Origin of the sequence: Bacillus sp. EKM202B, assembly GCF_011066025.1 — a bacterium.
Taxonomy (GTDB): Bacteria; Bacillota; Bacilli; order Bacillales; family Bacillaceae_G; genus Bacillus_A; species Bacillus_A toyonensis.
Genome location: NZ_JAAMNK010000011.1, coordinates 120749 through 141426, shown reverse-complemented (window position 1 = coordinate 141426; position 20678 = coordinate 120749). Strand labels below are relative to the sequence as shown.

20 protein-coding genes are annotated in these 20678 nt (G+C 33.9%); 13 read left to right on the top strand and 7 right to left on the bottom strand.

Features of this window, described 5'->3' with window-relative positions:
• Positions 1-219 precede the first annotated feature (219 nt).
• Entirely contained in the window at positions 220-411 is a 192-nt protein-coding gene (locus G9F74_RS15700) for a YjcZ family sporulation protein (RefSeq protein ID WP_001290392.1), read from the top strand.
• Positions 412-461: 50 nt separating this feature from the next.
• On the opposite strand, the gene G9F74_RS15695 is transcribed toward G9F74_RS15700, so the two are convergent.
• The 6 genes from G9F74_RS15695 to G9F74_RS15670 form a co-directional block, all read right to left on the bottom strand.
• Positions 462-2438, bottom strand: a complete 1977-nt coding sequence (locus G9F74_RS15695) for an FtsX-like permease family protein (RefSeq protein WP_016109252.1) — start codon at positions 2436-2438, stop codon at positions 462-464.
• The gene (locus G9F74_RS15690; protein ID WP_000393256.1) at positions 2435-3187 is read right to left on the bottom strand and encodes an ABC transporter ATP-binding protein; all 753 of its coding nucleotides are present in this window, start codon (positions 3185-3187) and stop codon (positions 2435-2437) included. The genes G9F74_RS15695 and G9F74_RS15690 overlap by 4 nt, the downstream gene beginning before the upstream one ends.
• A gap of 19 nt (positions 3188-3206) precedes the next feature.
• Complete coding sequence (locus G9F74_RS15685; protein ID WP_016109251.1) at positions 3207-5162, bottom strand: FtsX-like permease family protein; 1956 nt, start codon at positions 5160-5162, stop codon at positions 3207-3209.
• Between the two features lie 79 nt (positions 5163-5241).
• Entirely contained in the window at positions 5242-7212 is a 1971-nt protein-coding gene (locus G9F74_RS15680) for an FtsX-like permease family protein (protein ID WP_000145026.1), read from the bottom strand.
• 94 nt (positions 7213-7306) lie between these two features.
• Positions 7307-8329, bottom strand: coding sequence for a sensor histidine kinase (locus G9F74_RS15675; protein ID WP_000765359.1), 1023 nt, complete (start codon positions 8327-8329; stop codon positions 7307-7309).
• A 2-nt stretch (positions 8330-8331) separates the two neighbouring features.
• The gene (locus tag G9F74_RS15670; protein WP_000276732.1) at positions 8332-9027 is read right to left on the bottom strand and encodes a response regulator transcription factor; all 696 of its coding nucleotides are present in this window, start codon (positions 9025-9027) and stop codon (positions 8332-8334) included.
• A gap of 262 nt (positions 9028-9289) precedes the next feature.
• Here G9F74_RS15670 and G9F74_RS15665 point away from each other — a divergent pair, with 262 nt between their 5' ends.
• The 6 genes from G9F74_RS15665 (at position 9290) to G9F74_RS15640 (ending at position 14368) form a co-directional block, all read left to right on the top strand.
• A complete protein-coding gene (locus tag G9F74_RS15665) occupies positions 9290-9874 on the top strand; it encodes a sigma-70 family RNA polymerase sigma factor (RefSeq protein ID WP_000157855.1) in 585 nt (194 codons plus the stop codon).
• Positions 9858-10670, top strand: coding sequence for a DUF4179 domain-containing protein (locus tag G9F74_RS15660; protein WP_016109250.1), 813 nt, complete (start codon positions 9858-9860; stop codon positions 10668-10670). Before G9F74_RS15665 ends, G9F74_RS15660 begins: the two co-directional genes overlap by 17 nt.
• Positions 10671-11037: 367 nt before the next feature.
• Positions 11038-11310, top strand: coding sequence for an autorepressor SdpR family transcription factor (locus tag G9F74_RS15655; RefSeq protein ID WP_001070532.1), 273 nt, complete (start codon positions 11038-11040; stop codon positions 11308-11310).
• Positions 11307-11942 (top strand): SdpI family protein, encoded by a 636-nt coding sequence (locus G9F74_RS15650; RefSeq protein WP_000716342.1) that lies wholly within the window; start codon positions 11307-11309, stop codon positions 11940-11942. The genes G9F74_RS15655 and G9F74_RS15650 overlap by 4 nt, the downstream gene beginning before the upstream one ends.
• Before the next feature lie 145 nt (positions 11943-12087).
• Complete coding sequence (locus G9F74_RS15645; RefSeq protein ID WP_000889768.1) at positions 12088-12804, top strand: ABC transporter ATP-binding protein; 717 nt, start codon at positions 12088-12090, stop codon at positions 12802-12804.
• On the top strand, positions 12794-14368 hold the full coding sequence (locus G9F74_RS15640; protein ID WP_001095675.1) for a putative ABC transporter permease subunit: 1575 nt from the start codon (positions 12794-12796) through the stop codon (positions 14366-14368). The genes G9F74_RS15645 and G9F74_RS15640 overlap by 11 nt, the downstream gene beginning before the upstream one ends.
• Before the next feature lie 217 nt (positions 14369-14585).
• Here G9F74_RS15640 and G9F74_RS15635 read toward each other — a convergent pair whose 3' ends face one another.
• A complete protein-coding gene (locus tag G9F74_RS15635; RefSeq protein ID WP_016109249.1) occupies positions 14586-15458 on the bottom strand; it encodes an AraC family transcriptional regulator in 873 nt (290 codons plus the stop codon).
• A 305-nt stretch (positions 15459-15763) separates the two neighbouring features.
• Between G9F74_RS15635 and G9F74_RS15630 the strand changes: the two genes are divergently transcribed.
• The 6 genes from G9F74_RS15630 to G9F74_RS15605 all read left to right on the top strand — a co-directional run bounded on the left by G9F74_RS15630 (position 15764) and on the right by G9F74_RS15605 (position 20560).
• The gene (locus G9F74_RS15630; RefSeq protein ID WP_000859652.1) at positions 15764-16534 is read left to right on the top strand and encodes an ABC transporter ATP-binding protein; all 771 of its coding nucleotides are present in this window, start codon (positions 15764-15766) and stop codon (positions 16532-16534) included.
• Complete coding sequence (locus tag G9F74_RS15625) at positions 16521-18470, top strand: ABC transporter permease (RefSeq protein WP_000176170.1); 1950 nt, start codon at positions 16521-16523, stop codon at positions 18468-18470. Before G9F74_RS15630 ends, G9F74_RS15625 begins: the two co-directional genes overlap by 14 nt.
• Before the next feature lie 142 nt (positions 18471-18612).
• Positions 18613-19191 carry a class I SAM-dependent methyltransferase gene (locus G9F74_RS15620; RefSeq protein ID WP_001176051.1) on the top strand — a complete coding sequence of 193 codons (579 nt, stop codon included), beginning with the start codon at positions 18613-18615 and terminating at the stop codon, positions 19189-19191.
• Complete coding sequence (locus G9F74_RS15615) at positions 19191-19790, top strand: DedA family protein (RefSeq protein WP_000418929.1); 600 nt, start codon at positions 19191-19193, stop codon at positions 19788-19790. The genes G9F74_RS15620 and G9F74_RS15615 overlap by 1 nt, the downstream gene beginning before the upstream one ends.
• Before the next feature lie 170 nt (positions 19791-19960).
• Positions 19961-20308, top strand: a complete 348-nt coding sequence (locus G9F74_RS15610; protein ID WP_000819390.1) for a YxeA family protein — start codon at positions 19961-19963, stop codon at positions 20306-20308.
• Between the two features lie 72 nt (positions 20309-20380).
• Entirely contained in the window at positions 20381-20560 is a 180-nt protein-coding gene (locus tag G9F74_RS15605) for a hypothetical protein (RefSeq protein ID WP_000924677.1), read from the top strand.
• The last annotated feature ends 118 nt before the right edge of the window (positions 20561-20678 follow it).

Sequence of the window (20678 nt, the reverse complement as noted above, 5' to 3'; positions counted from 1 at the left end):
ACCTCCATTAAAATCATAACTGATACTTACGATTTAGAGAGGTGTTTTTTATCGTCTCATTCTCAGGGTTCACTCCATGATGAAGCCCAATTGCCAAAACAAGCCCGTTTTTAAGTAAGCCAAGCTTCCTATTCGCCCTGAAAACATACTATAAATGGAATCCCCTCATTTAGAGCAAGGTGAACTTGTTATGAATGATACTAAAGGAGGAATAGAGTAATGAGCGAAAAGTGTGAACACAGACATGATGATTGTAACCGCAGACATGGGTGCGGCGGCGGTTTTGCGCTTCTAATCGTATTGTTTATTTTATTAATTATCATCGGTGCTAGCTGCTTCGGCGGAGGCGGCGGTTGTGGTTATGGTGGTTACGGCGGTTATGCAGGCGGCTATGGTGGATATTGCTGCTAATTAAAAACTATTGAAAATGGCCTTGTGCGTATTGCACAAGGCCATTTTATTCACGTTTTAATATGTTGTGATAATTTATTAATGTACAGAGAACGGATTAAGAAGAAGAAAATGATCTCGATAATCCCGAAAAAGGTGAGTACAATACATGTCTCTTTTAGTAATGAAAAAGAAAACATACTTTGTAAAAACTTAACCGCAAATAACGTGTGAACACCAGCAACGATGTAAGGAACGAAAAATAAAATTCCTAATTGAATCGTTGCAGAGCGAAACATTTCTGATTCAGTTAAGCCAAGCTTTGTAATCGTAATGTATTTTTGTTTTTCATTCGTTAAGTCGTTATACATACGGAAGTATAAAACACTAGCCGCACCGATAAAGAAAATAAAGCCGAGAAATGCCCAAATAAAGAACTGAGCAACCGCATTTCCTTTACTATGAACGAGTTCATCCGTAGCTGTATAAATATGAAATGGTTTAATGAAATCTTCTTCATCCTTATGTGCTTCATACAAGGTTTCTGCATCATGATCTAAGCTTTTTAATATATTTTTTGTTGGGACAATTGCATTTTCCCAATTTTCCACGAAGTAGTTATAAACTGTAATTGTTTCAATATGAGGAATCATATTTTCAATTACTTCATCTTGCATCACAATTAAGTGAGGTAATGCAAAGGGAGGCTCAATTCCTCTATTAATAAAACCTTTAATTTGAAATTCTTTTTTATTAGAGCCAAGTGTAATCGTGTCCTGCTTCGCAAATGGGTTAGACACGAGATTTAATAACGCTGGTGAATAGCGAGAAATATTATAAACTTGTGTAGAATCAAGAGTGATTTCTGGTCTGTTTAATTGCTTTGCTATTGCGTTATAATCACTCATTTTCATAATGGAAATTAATTCTTTTGAAGCTGTATCTTTTAAAACGGTAAACTTATATTTGTCATATTGAAAATTAGCATTTGTAAGTTCAGTTTCAATCGTAGTAATATGCTTTTGTTCAAATGCATTAACACCTTCTGATGTATAGGTGAATGGTATTGGATATCGTTCTAGTATGGATGCTTTCGTATGATTGTTTGCAGCAAATAACCCGATAATAATTGTAAATGCAAGTGCAGATAGCATAGAAACGATAAAGAGTACATTAATATTACTGCGGGTACGAGAAACTAAATCTGAAATCCATAACATATTTATTTGTTTCAAATAAAACTTTCTTCGTTTCTTTAAAATATAGATAAAGAGAAGAAATGTTTGTGAAAAAAACAAATACGTCCCAACTACTACGAGCGGTAAAATAGATAGTATAATTAAGAATACAGACCCATTTTGTACATTTTTTTCCGTTATGTAGCCTTGCGGATAACCGGCAATATAATAGCATAGTCCTAAACAAGTTAAAGCAAATAGTGAAATGAGTATAGATGGTTTTTTTTCGCTCTTCTTTTTGTTAACTCCCTTAATAAGCTGCGTTGTTTTTCGAGTACGAATAAACATTGGTGTAAACGTAGAAACAATTAAAAATAAAATGATAAACGTTACGGTTGTAACGATAATCGCTTCTGTTGGCCAATATAAATAGAGACCTTTTGCACTTGTTAATTTCGAAGTGACTAATAAGAAAAAGTTAGAAAATACAAGTCCACCTTGAATGCCGATAAAGATAGATAATATCCCGATTATCATATTTTCAGTAAATAACAGTCTTTTTAATTGTCTCTGTGAGATACCGAGAATGGTGAGTATCCCGAATTGCTGCTTCCGTACATTTAAAAATGTTCCAACTGAATATAAGAGAAAAAAGAACGAGAACATAACAATCACAAGCTGTGCTGTACTAGCTAAGTTCATTAGAGGATCCCGATCTTGAAAGCCTTGTACACTTTGTAAGCGCGGATGATACGCATATACAGTAAATGAAAAGAAAACCATAATAGAAAAAGCACTACTTACAAAATAAGCGAAATATGCTTTAGAATTACGCGAGACATTTTTAAATGCGAATTGCCAAAATGTCATCCACGTCTTCCTCCTAATAATGCTAGGACATCTAATATTTCTTGATAAAACTTCTCACGATACAATCCGCGATGCAGTTCATTGTAAAGCTCTCCATCTTTAATGAAAATAACACGGTTACAATAACTTGCTGCAAACGGATCATGCGTAACCATTAAAATCGTTGCATCTTCTTCTTTGTTTAATTTCGTAAATAATTCCATTACATCAATCGCTGCTTTTGAATCTAAGTTTCCTGTTGGTTCATCCGCAAGTAAAAGAGACGGATGATGAATGACAGCACGTGCTACCGCAGTACGCTGTGCTTGCCCTCCTGAAACTTCAAAAATACGTTTGTCCAAAATATGATCAATTCCAAGTTTCTTTGAGATGTTATCGAGCTTTTCGTCCATTTCTTTTAAAGGAACATTATCTAACGTTAAAGGTAATACGATATTTTCTCCAATCGTTAACGTATCTAATAGGTTAAAGTTTTGGAAAACAAATCCTAATTCTTGACGGCGGAAAATTGCTAATTTTTCTCTACGAAATGTATGAGGTTGTTTGCCGTTAATTACGACTTCTCCAGAAGTAGGAGAATCAATTGTAGAAATAACGTTTAAAAACGTAGATTTACCACTTCCAGAAGGCCCCATAATTGCGACGAATTCACCTTTATCCACGTGTAAATTTATATTTTTTAAAGCGGTATGAGGGACTTTCCCTTCATACACTTTTGAGACGTTTTTTATGTGTAATACTTCTTCCATAATAATCACCTTTCTATTTTTAAAACTTAATATGTTGTGATAATTTTTGCATATAAAAGGAACGAATTAAAAGGAAAAAGAGAATTTCAACCGTTCCAAAAATCATAAGTACGACTGTAATTTCAGCGAAGAACGAGAGATGTAATATCTCTTGTAGCATCTTTGTCGCGAACATCGTATGGATGGATGCCATAATGTAAGGGACAAAGAAAAGAATCGCAAGTTGGATTGTAGCAGATTGTTTCATTTCGTCTGCTGTTAATCCAATCTTTGTAATCGTTATATACTTTTCTTGCTCATTTGTTAAATCTGTATACATTCGGAAATACAGAACACTGCCTGCACCGATGAAGAAAATAACACCAAGAAAAGTTCCGATTAAGAAGAATGAAGCAACGTTTAGTTTCGTGTTGTATAAAGAGTCACTTGCTTCACTTGCATGAAACGGTGGATGTTCTGCCTGAATAGCTGCATTGTCGTTATCAATTTTTGTTATAAATGCTGAACCGATAGTATGTGCTTCTTCCCAATCGTTAACTTTAAAGTTATATACACTCATCTGTTTTGAAACGGTGAATAATGTTTCTACATTTTCATCAGATAGTATGAGCAATTGGTATATTAAGCTGTTTGGGAATGGGTTATAACTTTTATATTCTTTCACTTGTAGTTGTAAATTGTTTTGAGCAAGTGTAAGAGTATTTTTCTTTTCTTTAGTATGAATTGTTCCAACAACTTGATCGTCTAAGTCTTTCATAAGAATATAAGATTCATTCTTATTCACCGAGAGAGTCTCCCAATTTAACGCCTTAGCAAGTACATTATAGTCACTTTGTTTAATGGCATAATAGAGCTGCGCGTTATCTTCAGCTGAAGATACTTCATATATGTCTGTTTTAAATTTTGTATAAGTAAAGTGCTCTTCATTAAATTTTTGTTCTAACCAGTTTAAATGTTCATCAGCTAACGTATTTTCAGTATGTGATAAATACGTAAACGGGAAAGGGTTTTGCCTAATCGCATCAAACTTTGTAAATTTCCCGAATCCATATAAGAATGTAATCATTGTAAAAGCGAGCGTTGATAGCATTGCTACTATAAATAGCATATTAATATTTGTTCGAATGCGCGTTGCTAAATCAGAAATCCAAAGCATATTAATTCGTTTCATATAAAACTTTCTTCGTGTTTTTAATATACGAATAAGTAAAAAACTAATCTGTGAAAAGAAAAAATATGTTCCGGCTGCAATAAGCGATGGAATGACAAATATACTAGAGACGGCATATAAAAGCCCAATGATGTCGCCTAGCGACATAAAATATAGAGGATTTGCTGCTAATACATATCCAGATATTAAACATATCGCACCAAATAGAGAAATGAGTACGGATGCTTTTCTTTCTTTTTGTTTTGTTCCTTCTTTTAAAAGACGTACAGCTTTTCTCGTACGGATTAGCATCGGTGTAAAAGATGATACGAGAATGAAGAGTCCAAGAAAGATTATTATAGTTAAAACGATAGCACCTGTCGGCCAATATAAATATAGACCAGGTACATGTGTAATTTTGGCGGTAACTAGTAAAAAGAACTGTGAACAAACAAGTCCAAGTTGAATACCAAAAAATATAGAAAGAACACCAATCAGCATATTTTCTATAAATATGAGTCGCTTTAATTGTTTTTGAGATATACCAAGTACTGTTAAAATCCCAAATTGTTTTTTACGAACCTTTAAAAATGTACCAATTGAATAGAGTAAAAAGAAAAATGAAAAGAACACAATGACAACTTCTGAAATTGTCATTAATATGTTCAGAGCATAATTCACGTCTGTCATATGCAATTTAGGATGAAATAAATAAACTGCAAATGAGAAAAAAATAGCAATGGAAAACGCACTGCTTACAAAATAGGCGAAATAAGCTCTGGCGTTTCTTGTTACATTTTTAAAGGCAAACTGCCAAAAAGTCATTCACCTAAACCTCCTAATAGAGTGAAGAGGAAAAGAATATAAGAGGTATCCTTTTCCTGTACTAATATATTTATAAAACTTAACCATTCGTATACTCTGATAACTTTTGCATGTAAAAGGAACGAATAAATAAGAAAAAGATGAATTCAACTACTCCAAAAATAATAAGAACTGCTGAAATTTCTTTGAATAGTGATAAAGCAATTACGTCTTGAAGCATTTTTGTCGCGAACATTGTATGAATGGACGCCATAACGTACGGAACAAAAAATAAAATGCTAAGTTGAATGGTTGCAGATCTTTTCATCTCTGCATCTGTTACACCAATTTTTGAAATTGCTACATATTTTTCTTGTTCGTTCGTTAAATCTGTATACATTCTGAAGTAAAGAACGCTACCAGCTCCAATAAAGAAAATGACACCTAAGAATGTCCCGATTAGGAAGTATGCGGCACTTCCTGATGTGATTCTATATAATGAGCCTGCTGATTCATAGGAGCGTACAAGGGGTCCTTCGTATTGGAATTCTTGTCGATCTCTTTGTATTCTTTTCATAAAATCATCAGCAATTTCATACGTCTTTTCCCAGTTTTGTACGTTATAATTGTACGCTGCTACATGCTTTGTTGTACTTGGTAAGTTGTTTACAACAGCGTCAGGTAAAATTAAAGTTTGATATGAAAAGTCAGAGGGAATGGCCCCTGCTTGTTCATAGCCCTTTACTTGTAATATCGTATTTGTGCTAGAAAGTGTAATGGATTTTCTATTGAAGCTTGGCTCAAATTGGCTGAATAAGGTGAAATAAGCATCGCCGCTTAAGATATATGCTTCGTTATCACTCATGAATAGTTCTTTCATTCGCAGGGAAGCTGCAAGTTTATTATAGTCACTTTGTTTCATTGCATAAATGTCATTGTAAGTCGTTATACCTTCATCTTCTTTCAATGGTGTTTCATATAAATCAGTTTTGATCTTTTTATAAGAGAAATTTTCTTTTTGTAACTGCTGTTCAAGCCAAGTTAAATGCTTGTTAACAAAAGGATTTGCGTCATATGAAAAATAAGAAAATGGAAAAGGTGAAGTTCTCGCAACATCTAGCTTTGTAAACTTTCCGAATCCATATAGGAACGTAATCATTGTGAAAGCAATTGTAGAAAGCATGGCTACAATAAAAAGCATATTGATATTTGTTCGAATACGACTTGCTAAATCCGAAATCCAAAGCATATTAATTCGTTTCATATAAAACTTTCTTCTTTTCTTTAAAATATAAATAAGTAAGAAACTAATTTGAGAAAAGAAAAAATATGTCCCAATTGTAACAAGCGCTGGAATCACAAAAACACTTGAAACCATATAGATAACGCCTACTTGCGTGTTTATTGAGAAGAAATATTTAGGGTTTGCAGCTAAAATATAACCACCTAATAAACAGATAGCACCAAATAGAGAGATAAATATGGATGGTTTTCTTTCCTTTTGCTTCCTACCATTCGTTTTTAATAGGTTTACCGTCTTTTTCGTACGAATTAGCATGGGTGTAAATGAAGATACAGCGATAAAGAGACCAAGAAACACAATCGTTGTTAAAATGAAAGCATTCGTAGGGGGATATAAATATATCCCCGGTAGATGTGTAATTTTCGCTGTTACTAATAAGAAAAACTGCGAAAAGACAAGTCCAAACTGCATACCGAAAAAGATAGATAAAATACCAATTAACATATTTTCAGTGAAAACGAGTCGATGTAATTGTTTTTTTGATATACCTAAAATAGTTAAAATACCAAATTGCTTTTTACGAACTTTTAAAAACGATCCGATTGAATAGAGTAGAAAAAAGAACGAGAACAAAACAATCACAACTTCTGAAAAAATCATTAATCCTGAAATTTCAGAGATCATAGTGGGATTTTGTAATTTCGGATGAAACAAATAAACAGCGAACGAAAAGAAAACAGCAATGGAAAAGGCACTGCTTATAAAGTAAGCAAAATAAGCTCTTGAGTTGCGCGTTACATTTTTAAATGCAAATTGCCAAAATGTCATAATACGTGCCTCCCGTTAGCAGGGAAATATGTAGTTTTATTGCAAAAAATGTATGAGAGTGAGTTCTCATACATTTTGCTAGCATATGTTCTGATCATGATTCAGTCACCTTCTCTACATTCTCTGCTTGATTATTCGCAGCATTGTGGAAGATGATTTTAATCGTCGTTCCTTTACCAACTTCAGAATCTAGTTTGACGGAGTGACCTAAATAATCACAAATTTTACTTACAATATAAAGCCCCATACCGGTAGATTCTCCGAATGTACGACCGTTTTTCCCAGTGTAGAATGGTTCAAATACTCTTCGAATATCTTCTTGCGGAATACCAACGCCTTCATCGCGAACTTCTAGAATAATGTCTTTTCCATTTCGATAAGCGGATAAGAACACTTTCTTTCCACGCTCACCAGAGTAACGGACTGCATTTGTCATTAACTGATAGATAATAAATTTTAGCCATTTCGCATCAGAAGCAACTTTTAGATCAGAATGTACTTCTAAAACAGGGAAGACGCCATTACGAATAAATAGTTCTTTTAATCCATTAATATTTTTTGTTACCGTATCTTTTAATGAAATCGTCTCAACATGGAAATCTTCATGGAAGTTATTTAACCTAGCCATGTATAAAGCCATATCAAGTCCTTGGTTTAGACGCTCTAACTCTTTTTTGAATTTCGGAATTAAATGTTCGTCTTCCATTTCCAGTACCATAAGCTGCATAACAGAAACAGGTGTCTTCATTTGGTGTACCCAATGGTTAATGAATAATTGATGTTCCTGTTGTTTTACTTCATACGATTGTAGTTCTTTTTGGAAGAGACGGTATTGCGTACGCACGAGTTCATTTACACCGTGAGGCATCGGAGCGGTTGCTCTTTCAATAAACGCATCTTCCATTTTTTCTGGCTGCTCACTTAATCTATGATACATTCTACGGTTACGAACGTAACGATAAGCAAGGAAACAAATAAATAAGTATAAGCTTAAAACGATGAAGTAAAACTTATTATTTTGAAATCCATCTACTGCATCATAGAGAACGAAAATGATACCGAAGTTTAATACGTACAGTAGAAAAAATGTAAAATGATCACGTAAAAATAGCTTCATGCTTATTCACTCCAAGTTGCGTTAAAACGATACCCAAGTCCGCGTACTGTTTCAATAGCATTTTCAATACCAAGCTCATTGAACTTTTTACGAAGACGCGTGATGTTTACGTTTAATGTATTTTCCTCAACGAAGCTCTCATCATCCCAAAGAGCAGCTAATAAATCTTCACGGCTCGCTGTACGAGGGAATTTAGATAATAACATTTCGGCTAAAATTGCTTCTTTCTTCGTTAAAAGAACTTGTTCAGATCCGAAGTGAATTTCTGGACGTTCAGGGAATAGTTTTAAACCTTCTACTTCAACGATACGCTCAGAAATATTTGGTGCATAGTCACCGTAAATACGGCGCAATTGACCTTTAATTTTTGCCATTACAACGTCGTAGTGGAACGGTTTCGTAATATAATCATCCGCACCGCTTTCAATCGCCATAATTTGTTCCATCTCACCAGCACGCGCTGAAATGAAAATAATTGGACAAGTAGATTCATGACGAATTTGACGGCACCAGTAGAATCCATCGAATTTCGGTAAGTTCACATCAAGTAAAACAAGGTGTGGTTTCACGGCGTTAAACGATTCCATAATATCATCAAAATTTTCAGTAACAACAGCGTCGTACCCGTATTTTTGAATGTGAGATTGCAGTAATGATGAAATATTTGGATCGTCTTCAACGATTAAAATTTTATACATATGTATATTCCTCCTCAAAAAAACAATTGTAGCTATAGTGTACCATGTGTTTCACGTCTTTTCATTATGTTGAAATATAAGCTAGTTAACAGTATAGGTTAAAAGTGAGAAAAGTAAAAAGTATTATAGGGATAACTGAATGTATTGTCCTTTTAAATAGATGAAATTTCATAAAAAATAATATATTTTTTATGAAATTTGGAACTTTATTTTGCTTACTGTCCAATATATAGTGAGAACATCGTTAAGGAGGGGGCACTACTTGGCAAGTAATGAAGATATACATATCTGGATAGAACGTTTATTAAAAGGCGATGAGGAGGCTTTTGAATTTATATTTGATTTAACGAGTCAGAGAATATATGAAACTGTCTTCGCTATAGTTAAAAATCGGCATGATACAAATGAAATCGTAAATGAAGTTTACTTTCAACTTTGGAAATCTATTTCAACATATGATCAATCTAGACCGTTTCTATTTTGGTTGAATGGAATTGTTTACAAACAGATTAGTCAGTGGAGAAAAAATATATGGAAGAGGATGCGCTTATTTGAAAAACAACAATTACGTGATGATCCAGTTGTAGACGTTCCCGAAAAAGTATTATTAAGAAAAGAAACAGAAGAGCAGTTATTAACGGTGATACAAGAACTTCCATTTAAATTTAGAATAGTAATCGTGTATCGCTTTTACCACGATTATACGTATGAAGAAATTGCAGAACTATTACAAATCCCTATAGGTACAGTGAGGTCTAGAATTCACAGAGCGTTAGAAAAAATTCGGAATCAGTCTAGTATAGAAATAGATGAGGAGGAATCTAATTCAAATGTCGTTTTCAAATGAATTTAAAAAAGCAATGAAACAAGAGGTCCCTAAAGAAGTTAAAGAGCATGCTCATCAATCCTTTAGTCAAATGTATAAAAAAGATAGCAAAAAGAAAACGAAAAAGAAATTATTAATAGCGGGTTTAATAGCGGCTATCGTTATACCGACGAGTACAATGGCGTTAAACAATTCTTATTTTGTAAAGCCGGAAGTAAAATTAAATGACATGATTAATGATCAAGTTAAAAAGGATGCTGCGGATGGAAAGTCTATACAGCTAAATGAAAAAATAGTCGATAATGGTATTACTCTTCATATAAAAGAAATATTAATTCAAGATGCCAAAATACTTGTTTATTATCGTTTTGAACAACAAGATGGTTCGCTCGTTCCATATGAATTTAATACAACTGGGCTTGATATTAAATCTGATGGTAAAGAAGACGGGAAACAAGTAGAGAGTCCACATTATGAAAATAAGAAATTTAATGCTGTGCAATATTTGCATTTTCTTAGTAACACTCATATCGATAATTATCAAAAAGATCGTATTGGTAATCCTGATGCACCAGAGGCAAGTACTTTTTACTTAAGTGATGAAGCAGGAAAGAGCTTTGAAACGGCATACGCTAATCACGACAAACCAGAGGGAGTAGCGATTTTTGAAACGTTAGAAGGTGAAAAATTCCCAGACTTCTTATCTGTCCATATTAATATTAACAGAATTGGAGGAACGGAAGGAACTTGGAAAACGAAAATTCCAGTGGACATGGCGCATAAAACTGTCCAAAAGGACTCTACAAAGAATGGATGAATTCTTATTATAGTTAATAGAATCCAAACTAGGTGTGTGAAAGCATGATTAGTTATTGGTTAAATGAATTCGGAACGATAGTAGGTATGTCCTTTATTATAAGTTTGATAATCTTTTGGATTTCTTCGTTTGTTAATAAAATGATAAAATTTAAATAAAAGAAGCTCTTCCTTTAGTTAGAAGAGCTTCTTTTATTTTGTATCCCTCGTATTTCTTCCATCTTTACAGTTTTACTCTATAAAGTAATTAATGTAGGTTAAAAGTGGAAAAAGTAAAAAGGGCCTTACATATTATTGACAATTAACTGAAATCATTTTAACATTTAGATAAATATCTAAATGTCTAATTATCGAAAGGAAGAAAGACATTGAATCAAGCATTCAAAGCATTAGCAGATCCAACAAGGCGAAAAATTTTAGACTTATTAAAAGAAGGTGATCTAACCGCTGGTGAAATTGCCGAACATTTCAATATGACGAAACCAAGTATTTCACACCACTTAAGTGCACTTAAAAATGCTGAACTTATTCAAGATGAAAAAAGAGGGCAATTCGTTGTGTACTCTTTAAACACAACTGTCTTTCAAGATTTGTTGACTTGGGTGTTTACGTTTACAAATAAGGGGGAAGAGGGGAAATGAAAAAACATCTTTTCGCAATTATATTAATTGTTACAACTTGTTTAGCTTGGGCGTTTGCTTGGCCACATTTGCCGGATACAATTGCGACACATTGGAGCGGCGGTAAGGTAGATGGCTATTCGTCTAAATTTTACGGAATGATTTCTATGGTCGGAATTATGATTGCATTATATATATTTCTAAATGTGATACCTAAGATTGATCCAAGAAAAGCAAATTATGAGAAATTTTCTAAAGCTTTTATGATGATGAATAATGGGGTACTCCTGCTACTATTTGTAGGGAATATAGATATTATTACAAGTGGATTAGGATATAACTTATTTATTAATCGGGTTCCAGAATTATTAGTGGGTGTTTTATTTTTAGTAATGGGTAATTATTTACCACAGTGTAAGCCAAACTTTTTTGTCGGGATGCGTAATCCATGGACGTTAAGTAATGAAGAAGTGTGGCGGAAAACACATCGATTTAGTGGAAAAGTATTTGTGGCTTTAGGAATTATTATGATTATAAGTGTTTTCGCTCCGGCTGATTGGAGATCTTATATGATGCTGGGGATTATAGTAGTTGCTGTTATTATAACGAATTTATATTCTTACGTTTTATATAAAAAAGAAATACAATTGTGAGCTATATTAATCAAATTTTATAGTTATAGTTTCTATGTGTTAAGAGATTTTAATACTCAGTGGGGATAATGAAAAGCTCACTGAGTAAATTTTCTGTTTTGAGGTCTGAAAATTCAGTTAAAGAGATGGCTTGGGGGGATTTTACATGTTAGAAATTATAAATTTTAGTAAGACATACAAAGGTGGAAAGAAAGCGGTAAATCATTTAAATATTACTGTTAAAGCAGGAGATATCTTTGGATTTATTGGACATAACGGTGCGGGGAAAAGTACAACAATTAAGTCGTTAGTAGGAGTTATAGATTTTGAAGAGGGCGAAATTTTTATTGATGGACATTCAGTAAAAAAGGATCCGATTGCATGTAAGAGAGTAATGGCGTATATTCCTGATAATCCAGATTTATATGAGCAATTAACAGGAATTCAATATTTGAACTTTGTTGCGGATGTATATAAAGTGCCGGCGAAGGATCGGGAAGAACAGATCCAGAAGTATGGGGATGCCTTTGAGATTACACCTTACTTGGGAGACTTAATATCTTCTTATTCGCATGGCATGAAACAAAAAGTAGCGATTATATCGGCGGTTTTACATAAACCGAAATTACTAGTTTTAGATGAACCTTTCGTTGGTCTTGATCCAAAAGCAGCCGTAGTTTTGAAAGGTATTATGAAAGAGCTTTGTGAAAAAGGAAGTGCGATTTTCTTTTCTACGCACGTTTTAGATGTAGCGGAGAAGTTATGTAATAAAATAGCGATGATAAATAGAGGGAAATTAGCACTTTCAGGGGAAGTGCATTCTTTAATAAAGGAAAGTTCATTGGAAGAACTCTTTATGAAGGAGCTTGCTAATGAATACTAATAGTTTAGGACTTTTAAAAATCCGGTTAATAACGCAGCTCGGTCTAAACACTTTTAAATATGAAAAAGATAAGAAAAAGAAGCAGAATAAGATTTTGCTGACAGCATCTATTGCTCTAGTTGGTGTCATGCTAATGTTATATTGCGGAGCCTCGGCATATGGATTGGTGAAACTAGGAATGAGTGAAATTATTCCCGTTTATGCACTAGTTATTAGCAGTGTATTAACGTTGTTTTTCACTATATTTAAGGCAAATGGAGAAATTTTTGCTTTTAAGGATTACGACTTTTTAATGTCATTGCCGATTCGTGTAAATACTGTTATTGCAAGTAGATTTTTGTATTTATACTTGCTGAATACAATCTTTTCAATCATAATCATGCTACCGATGGGAGTTGTTTATGGCATACATGAAAATCAATCAGTTTCTTTTTACTTTATGTGGTTCATCAGTATGTTTATAGCATCTTTAATTCCAACAACAATTGCAGCAATCTTTGGAGCTGCGATTACGGCAATCGCTTCTAAATTTAAAAATGCGAATAAAATAACTACGATTTTAAGTTTTATAGTAATTATTACATTCGGTTTCTTTATGCTAAAAAACGGAAATGCTCAATATAGCCTTAATGATATGAACGGAATTGGTGCAATTGTTTCGGAGCAATTAACTAAAGTGTATCCACTAGCTAACATGTTTCAAAAAGCAATTGTTCATGCTGATATTATAGCTTTCATCTTATTCGTCGGGATATCAGTTAGTTGGTATTATCTTTTTGTAAAAATACTTTCGTTAAAATATAAGCAAATAAACACAGGGATTTCCACTTATCATATGCTTTCAAATTATGAGATTAATAGTATAAGAAAAGAAAGTGTATTGGTCGCATTGTATAAAAAAGAGCTGAAACGTTTCTTCTCTTCTACAGTGTATGTCATAAATAGTGGAATGGGAGTCGTGATGGCGATAGCTTTCTCGTTAGCTGTAGTTGTAGTAGGGCCAAGTCAATTAATAGCGTACCCTGGAATTGAGCCCTTGTTGCAAAAGATTGCTCCATTTGCTATTGCAGCAGCGATTTCAATGACGTGTACAACATGTGTGTCATTGTCTTTAGAAGGAAAAAATGTATGGATTATTAAGTCATTGCCTATAGCGCCAAAGATGGTTTATGACAGTAAAATTCTTATGAATCTTTCATTGAGTATACCTGCATCACTTATTAGTGCCGTATTGCTAATAATCGGGTTAAAACTCGATGTTTGGAGTTCTCTTTTCATCGTAATAACACCGATAACATACTCACTCTTTTCGGCAGTATGGGGAATTTTTATTAATAATCGATTTGGTTATTATGATTGGGTATCAGAAACTCAAGTAATAAAACAAAGTATAGGATCGTTTATCGGTATGTTTGGTGGCTTAATTATGGCAGTTATACCTGCCATGTTAATCGGTACCGGTACTATCTTGAACGACAGAGTATTTACTTTTGTAGTTGTTATAGTACTTACGATTATTACTATTTTCTTGTATAAGAACGAGTCGAGAAGAAGTATAAAGTGAAACTTTGATCAGTGGGGGGTGTTCATCCCCACTGATTATTAGCCCTCACCAATTGGGCGTTTACGGGCAGTTTATCTCCCACCTAACTTCTTTGCTTCACCTGAATTTTGAGGTGGGAGTTTTACTGCCCGCAAATAGCGGGATAAAATAAAGAAGCTGCTTTTCCTTTAAAAAGGAAGAGCAGCTTTTTTATTTTGAAAAGGTTTAGACTCTTATATTACTTTTTTAAAACAGGTATCCATATCTCGCTTCTGAAATTCGGCGAGGATATCTCTTTACTTTCATTCCACAATATTTCCGGACCTCCTGCTAGTTCATAGTTTGAAGAAGGGAACCATTCAGAATAAATACGTCCCCACACATTTTGTAATGCATCAGGAAATGGACCGACAGCTTCAAATATAGCCCATGTTGAAGTTGCGACTTCAAGTTGCGCGAATTGCTCTGGACAATCTTTCGTTGTGGCTACCCCAATATAATGATCGAGTTCGCCTTTTTCCTCCATTCTTCCTTCAGAAAAATTTGTAGAAGCACTAATGATTCCATTTGGTTCCACATTTGAAAGGGACTTTAATGTTTGAATAGACTCTGGATTTAAACTTTTCCACATAGAAGCGATTTCTGCATTTACACCGTTAAACACAATCGGTACTCGTTTTGTAATACCAATGATTTGAAATGGTTCTTTTTCTTCAATTCGATAGTTCATTTCATTTCCTCCTCGGATCGATAACTGGAAGGTCATTGGTGAATAAGCTTTCAAAGAATGGCTACTATTTCGGGCCTCTGAAGGTGTTATGCCGTGCAAGTTTTGAAAGGCACGTGCAAAAGAATCCGGTGAGTTGTACCCATACTTTATAGCGACATCAATGACTTTTGCATTGTTATCTTTTAGTTCAAAAGCAGCAAGAGTAAGACGTCTACAGCGAATATAATCAGATAGTGATATACCTGCTAAAAACGAAAACATTCTTTTAAAGTGATACTCAGAACAGAGAGCTAGCCTCGCAACTTCTTTAAAATCAATTTCATTCGTAAGGTTATCTTCAATATAGTGCATTGCTGCATTCATATTTTTAAGTGAATCCATACTATGACCTCCTCTGTACATAGAATAGCAGGAACGAAATAACCCCATCCGACATTTCGTGCACAACTTTGTAGGTGCATTTTTTACCTTACAAAATTGTAATGTTCCTGTAAGGAGAATGAATGGATGGTATGATATCCCAATGTTATAGTAACAAAGTACTTTTGTTCAGTAGGTTAAATTTTTATATCTTTACTTATGCGTCTTACATAACTGTCATGTTTGTGTAAGAAACATCGATAGTGGCAAGAGTAGAGAGTGTATATAGTTGAAAATAGAGAATAGAAGAAATGAGGGATGTCGAGATGAAAACAGTGTTAGAAGCAAAAAATATTGAAAAAGTGTACGACACGGGTGGTAATAAATTTGCAGCGTTAAAAGGTATTAACTTACAAGTAAAAGAAGGTGAGTTCGTTGGAATTATGGGACCTTCTGGTTCTGGTAAGACGACTTTACTAAATGTTCTTTCTACAATTGATAATGCGACGAACGGTGAAATTTTAATTGATGGAAAAGATATTGTGAAGATGAATGATGATAAGCTAGCGTTATTCCGCCGCGATCATTTAGGTTTCATTTTCCAAGATTATAACTTATTAGATACGTTAACAGTGAAAGAGAATATTGCGTTACCTCTTGCTTTATCGAAAGTAAAGGCAAATGAAATTGATCGACGTGTTCTTGAAATTGCGAAAAAGTTCGGTATCGATCATATTTTAAGTCAGTTTCCATATCAAGTATCTGGTGGACAAAAGCAGCGCTGCGCCGCATCGCGTGCAATCGTTACGAATCCAAGTATGATTTTCGGAGACGAGCCAACTGGAGCGCTTGATTCTAAATCAGCGACAGATTTACTTGAAAGTATGAAGTCGTTAAATGAATATGATAACTCTACCATTTTAATGGTAACACATGATGCATTTGCAGCGAGTTATTGTAAACGAGTTATTTTCATTAAAGATGGTGAACTATATAAAGAATTGCATCGCGGTGAATCGACGCGTAAACAGTTCTTCCAAAAAATCGTTGACGTAATGTCTTCTATTTCTGGAGGTATGGCTGATGACCTTATCTAGCATTGCCCTCCGCAACATACAGCGGAACTTTAAAGACTACTTTGTATATTTTGCATCTATGATTTTTAGTATCGTCATTTACTTTACATTTAAAGCACTGCAATATAATTCACAAATGGAAAAAGCAGCGGAAGCCTCTAAAAAAATTAGCGGTGCGTTTCAAGTTTCAAGTGTGATGCTTATCATTTTCGTAGCAGTGTTCATTATATATTCGAACGGATTCTTTACACGTAAACGTAAAAAAGAAGTTGGCTTATATTCGTTATTAGGTATTCGTAAAAGACAAATTGGTAAAATGCTCTTTTATGAAAATATGTTAATGGGATTAATGTCATTAGTAATTGGGATTGCGATTGGTAGTGTCCTTTCAAAATTATTCCTTGAGTTATTAGTAAGTATGATGGGATTAAACTTAAACGTTCATTTTGAAGTACCGATGGCGGCCATTATTGATACAGCAATTATTTTCCTTGTGATTATTTTATATACATCGCTCCAAGGATATCGTTTAATTTATCGCTTTAAATTAATTGAACTTTTCCGTGCGGAACGTGAAGGAGAAGCAATGCCAAAAGGATCAGTCATTATGGCATTAATTTCAGTTTTCTTAATCGGTTCAGGTTATTTCTTAGCATTAATGTTCATGAAGGCAGTTAAGTATGCAGACTTTATGGCAATTGCACTTTATATTTTACTTGCGACAGTATTAGGTACGTACTTACTATTTATGTTCTTTACTGTATTCGTATTGAAACGTGCAAGAAATAATAAATCATCGTTTTATAACGGTATGAATATGGTAACGACGTCACAGCTACTATATCGTATTAAAGGGAATGCAAAGTCACTTGCGACAATTTCTATTTTAAGTGCGGTAACATTAACAGCAGTTGGTACGTCAGTTACGATGTATTACAACACATTTACACAATCAAAAGCAGTTGCACCATACAGCTACTCTTATGAGAAGAAAGATGCAGAACTAGATAAGAAAGTAAATGCGATTTTTGCTGAAGAGAAAGAAAATCATCCTGTAAAAAATCAATTTGAAGTTGAGATGGTTCCTGTAAAAGGAAAGTTTGAAGGAGCTAAAGTCGATTTTATCTTTAATATGAACTACAGTATCTCAGAGAAATATCAATTTATATCTCAATCTGAATTCAACAAACTTGCGCAAAAAATCGATGCGGAAACAGTGAATGTAGCTGCTGGTGAAGCCTTTATATATGATAGTTCTTATATTGAAGGGTATGAGTTTAGCCCTGAATATAAAGGAAATAAAGCGGTATTCCAAATTGGAAATGAAACGAAGACATTGAAGATCCAAGGTGCAAATAATAATGCAATTACGAATTTAGGTGAATTAGTTGTTGTCGTTCCAGATGAAATGTATGAACAAGCGAAGCAAGCATTTGGAACACGTGTTGTGAAAAATATTGATGTAAAAGATGAAAGAAACAGTAAATTATTAACAGAAAAATTTAAAAAAGTGATGCCAGCTGGTGAATCAGAAATGGCACCACCATTTAGAGACTTCTATACTGGTTTCCATATGGGACTTGAAGCAACTGGACTAATGATGTTCATCGGAATGTTCTTGGGACTTGTATTCTTACTAGCAACAGGTTCTATTATTTACTTCAAGCAGCTAACAGAAGCAAGTGCAGATCGTGAGCGTTACGTTGTCCTTCATAAAATCGGTGTAACGAAACAAGAAATGAAAAAAGCTATTGCAAAACAAGTGAGCTTTATCTTTGCAATTCCGTTAGTAATCGGAATTCTACACAGTTTGTTTGCATTAAAAGGTTTAGGGAACATACTACCATTTGAAATTATGATTCCGCTTCTAATTAGTATCGGAGTATACAGCGTTATTTATATCGGATATTATTTCTTAACAGTTCGCTCTTATTATAAGATTGTGAGTGCGAAGTAATAAGGGGACAGCTATCGCTATAGGCGGTGGCTGTTTTTTATTCTTCATAAAATCTTAAGAAATCTCCTCAATTTTTATTAAGAAACGCTAGTTATACTTAGACACAAGTTAAAAACTATTGATCGAATGGGGAGAGGTTTACATGCAACTCATAACATTCTTACATGAATTTATTAAACATCCGAAACATACTGGTGCAATTGCACCAAGTTCAAAAATATTAGCAAAGAAAATGGTAGATGTAATTGATTTTAATAAAGCGAAATGCATTGTAGAGTTAGGTCCTGGTACAGGAGTCTTTACGAAAGAAATTATGAAGAGAAAGAAGAAGGAAACAATATTTCTTCTTATTGAAATTAATGAAGTGTTTTGCAAAGAGCTAAAGAGAAAATTTAAAGATGAAAAGAACGTCATTGTTGTACATGGTTCAGCTGAAAATATAAAGAAGTATATGGAAGAGTTCAATATAGAATGCATTGATTACGTCTTATCAGGATTGCCTTTTACTTCTTTACCAGAAGAAGTTTCAAAACGTATTTTAAACAATGCAATGGAAGCGATACATGAGAATGGGGAATTCATAACATTTCAATATTCACTTGTGAAAAAAGGCTTTATACAGCATTTCTTCCCTGAAATTACATTAGAAAAGGTGTGGCTCAATTTCCCGCCAGCTTACGTCTTTAGCTGTAAAAAAGAGCTAAGGAGAGCGTATGCATAATGGAATTACATGAATTATTATCATACATTGAACAGTACGGGTATTGGGCATTATTTTTCTGTTTATGGTTAGGAATTATCGGTATGCCAATTCCAGATGAAATGATTGTGATGAGCGGAGGATTTGTATCTTCATTAGGTATATTAAGTGTTATTCCTGCGTTTTTATTAACATATTTAGGCGTTGTGTCCGGGCTTTCTTTAGGATATATATTAGGGAAAATATTTGGGACAAAAGTACTCCATAAATTAATGAAAAAGAAGAAGGCGAAGTATTTTATAAAATCACAAGAAATGGTCGAGGCATACGGACATTACGCACTAATTACGAGTTATTTCATACCGGTTGTAAGACATATCGTGCCGTATTTAGTTGGAATGAATAACATGTCATTTAAGACGTATGTTTTATATTCCTATACGACAGGCTTTGTTTGGACGCTCGTTTACTTTGTGCTTGGTTCTATATTTGGACAACATATTGAAAGTATTGTGGCGATTGCGATAGAGTATGGAGTGTATTTTGGAGGAATCATCGCAGTGATTGTGAGTGTGTTTTATTTATACAGACAAAAAAGGAATACAGTGATGAGTAAATAAAGGAGGCGGCAGCCTCCTTTTATTATGAATATGGCTTTATTTATCGAAGTGCTGATGCACAGCCCTGTTACATTAAGAAAAAGTTAAGAAACTGTACGAGTTTTTATTAAGAAATGTTCTCTATACTTAGAAAGGTCTTATTGAAAAACATAATGAAAGGCGGAATATAGATGAAAAGATTTATTTTAGGATCATTACTTGTGATTGTAGCAGGGGCGGCATATTTATTAAATGGGAGTGCTACAATTGATCGAATGAACCCATTTCTTGATTTAGAATATCGTTATGCAGTGATCGATAATGATGGAAAAGAGTTAGATGGAAATAAAGGTCGTGAGTATACAGTAAAAGCTTATGATGAAAAAGGAGAGGTAAAAGAAGTTACGATTAATGGGGTAGATGAATTACCGATAGGATCGTATTGGCATGTAATTACAAGAGGGAAGTTTTTACACGATAAAGTGCAAATAGATGTAGATAAAATTCCTGATGGTGCGAAGGCAAAGTTAGGACTGTAAGTATAAACCCGATTCTAGATGAGAGAATCGGGTTTGTTATTTTATGGTAAAATATAGAGGGGAGTGAGAGATATGCTACTCATTGTTAGCCTTATATTAATTGGGATTATGTGTAGTATGAGAATAGTATCCTTAAATATGCTAGAGCGGCAAAAGATAGAAGAGCAATATGTATATTGTCCAAAATGTAATGCGAAAATTAGAAAAGGGAATTCTGCTCCTTTTTGTTCGAAGTGTAATTTGATATTTTAATAATAGTAAATCCAAAGTTGGTTGTTACGGCTTTGGATTTTTCTTTTTAAGAAAACCTTAAGAAACCATAGCACTATTTGTTAAGAAAATATATCTATACTGAATTCTGTTGCTTAAA

What these genes read in the sequence shown, in the direction of transcription:
- G9F74_RS15645 (WP_000889768.1), top strand. Translation starts at nt 12,088, where the DNA reads ATGTTAGAAATTATAAATTTTAGTAAGACATACAAAGGTGGAAAGAAA.
- G9F74_RS15650 (WP_000716342.1), top strand. Translation starts at nt 11,307, where the DNA reads ATGAAAAAACATCTTTTCGCAATTATATTAATTGTTACAACTTGTTTA.
- G9F74_RS15690 (WP_000393256.1), bottom strand. Translation starts at nt 3,187, where the DNA reads ATGGAAGAAGTATTACACATAAAAAACGTCTCAAAAGTGTATGAAGGG.
- G9F74_RS15625 (WP_000176170.1), top strand. Translation starts at nt 16,521, where the DNA reads ATGACCTTATCTAGCATTGCCCTCCGCAACATACAGCGGAACTTTAAA.
- G9F74_RS15685 (WP_016109251.1), bottom strand. Translation starts at nt 5,162, where the DNA reads ATGACTTTTTGGCAGTTTGCCTTTAAAAATGTAACAAGAAACGCCAGA.
- G9F74_RS15630 (WP_000859652.1), top strand. Translation starts at nt 15,764, where the DNA reads ATGAAAACAGTGTTAGAAGCAAAAAATATTGAAAAAGTGTACGACACG.
- G9F74_RS15660 (WP_016109250.1), top strand. Translation starts at nt 9,858, where the DNA reads ATGTCGTTTTCAAATGAATTTAAAAAAGCAATGAAACAAGAGGTCCCT.
- G9F74_RS15695 (WP_016109252.1), bottom strand. Translation starts at nt 2,438, where the DNA reads ATGACATTTTGGCAATTCGCATTTAAAAATGTCTCGCGTAATTCTAAA.
- G9F74_RS15675 (WP_000765359.1), bottom strand. Translation starts at nt 8,329, where the DNA reads ATGAAGCTATTTTTACGTGATCATTTTACATTTTTTCTACTGTACGTA.
- G9F74_RS15640 (WP_001095675.1), top strand. Translation starts at nt 12,794, where the DNA reads ATGAATACTAATAGTTTAGGACTTTTAAAAATCCGGTTAATAACGCAG.
- G9F74_RS15700 (WP_001290392.1), top strand. Translation starts at nt 220, where the DNA reads ATGAGCGAAAAGTGTGAACACAGACATGATGATTGTAACCGCAGACAT.
- G9F74_RS15610 (WP_000819390.1), top strand. Translation starts at nt 19,961, where the DNA reads ATGAAAAGATTTATTTTAGGATCATTACTTGTGATTGTAGCAGGGGCG.
- G9F74_RS15605 (WP_000924677.1), top strand. Translation starts at nt 20,381, where the DNA reads ATGCTACTCATTGTTAGCCTTATATTAATTGGGATTATGTGTAGTATG.
- G9F74_RS15620 (WP_001176051.1), top strand. Translation starts at nt 18,613, where the DNA reads ATGCAACTCATAACATTCTTACATGAATTTATTAAACATCCGAAACAT.
- G9F74_RS15680 (WP_000145026.1), bottom strand. Translation starts at nt 7,212, where the DNA reads ATGACATTTTGGCAATTTGCATTTAAAAATGTAACGCGCAACTCAAGA.
- G9F74_RS15615 (WP_000418929.1), top strand. Translation starts at nt 19,191, where the DNA reads ATGGAATTACATGAATTATTATCATACATTGAACAGTACGGGTATTGG.
- G9F74_RS15670 (WP_000276732.1), bottom strand. Translation starts at nt 9,027, where the DNA reads ATGTATAAAATTTTAATCGTTGAAGACGATCCAAATATTTCATCATTA.
- G9F74_RS15635 (WP_016109249.1), bottom strand. Translation starts at nt 15,458, where the DNA reads ATGGATTCACTTAAAAATATGAATGCAGCAATGCACTATATTGAAGAT.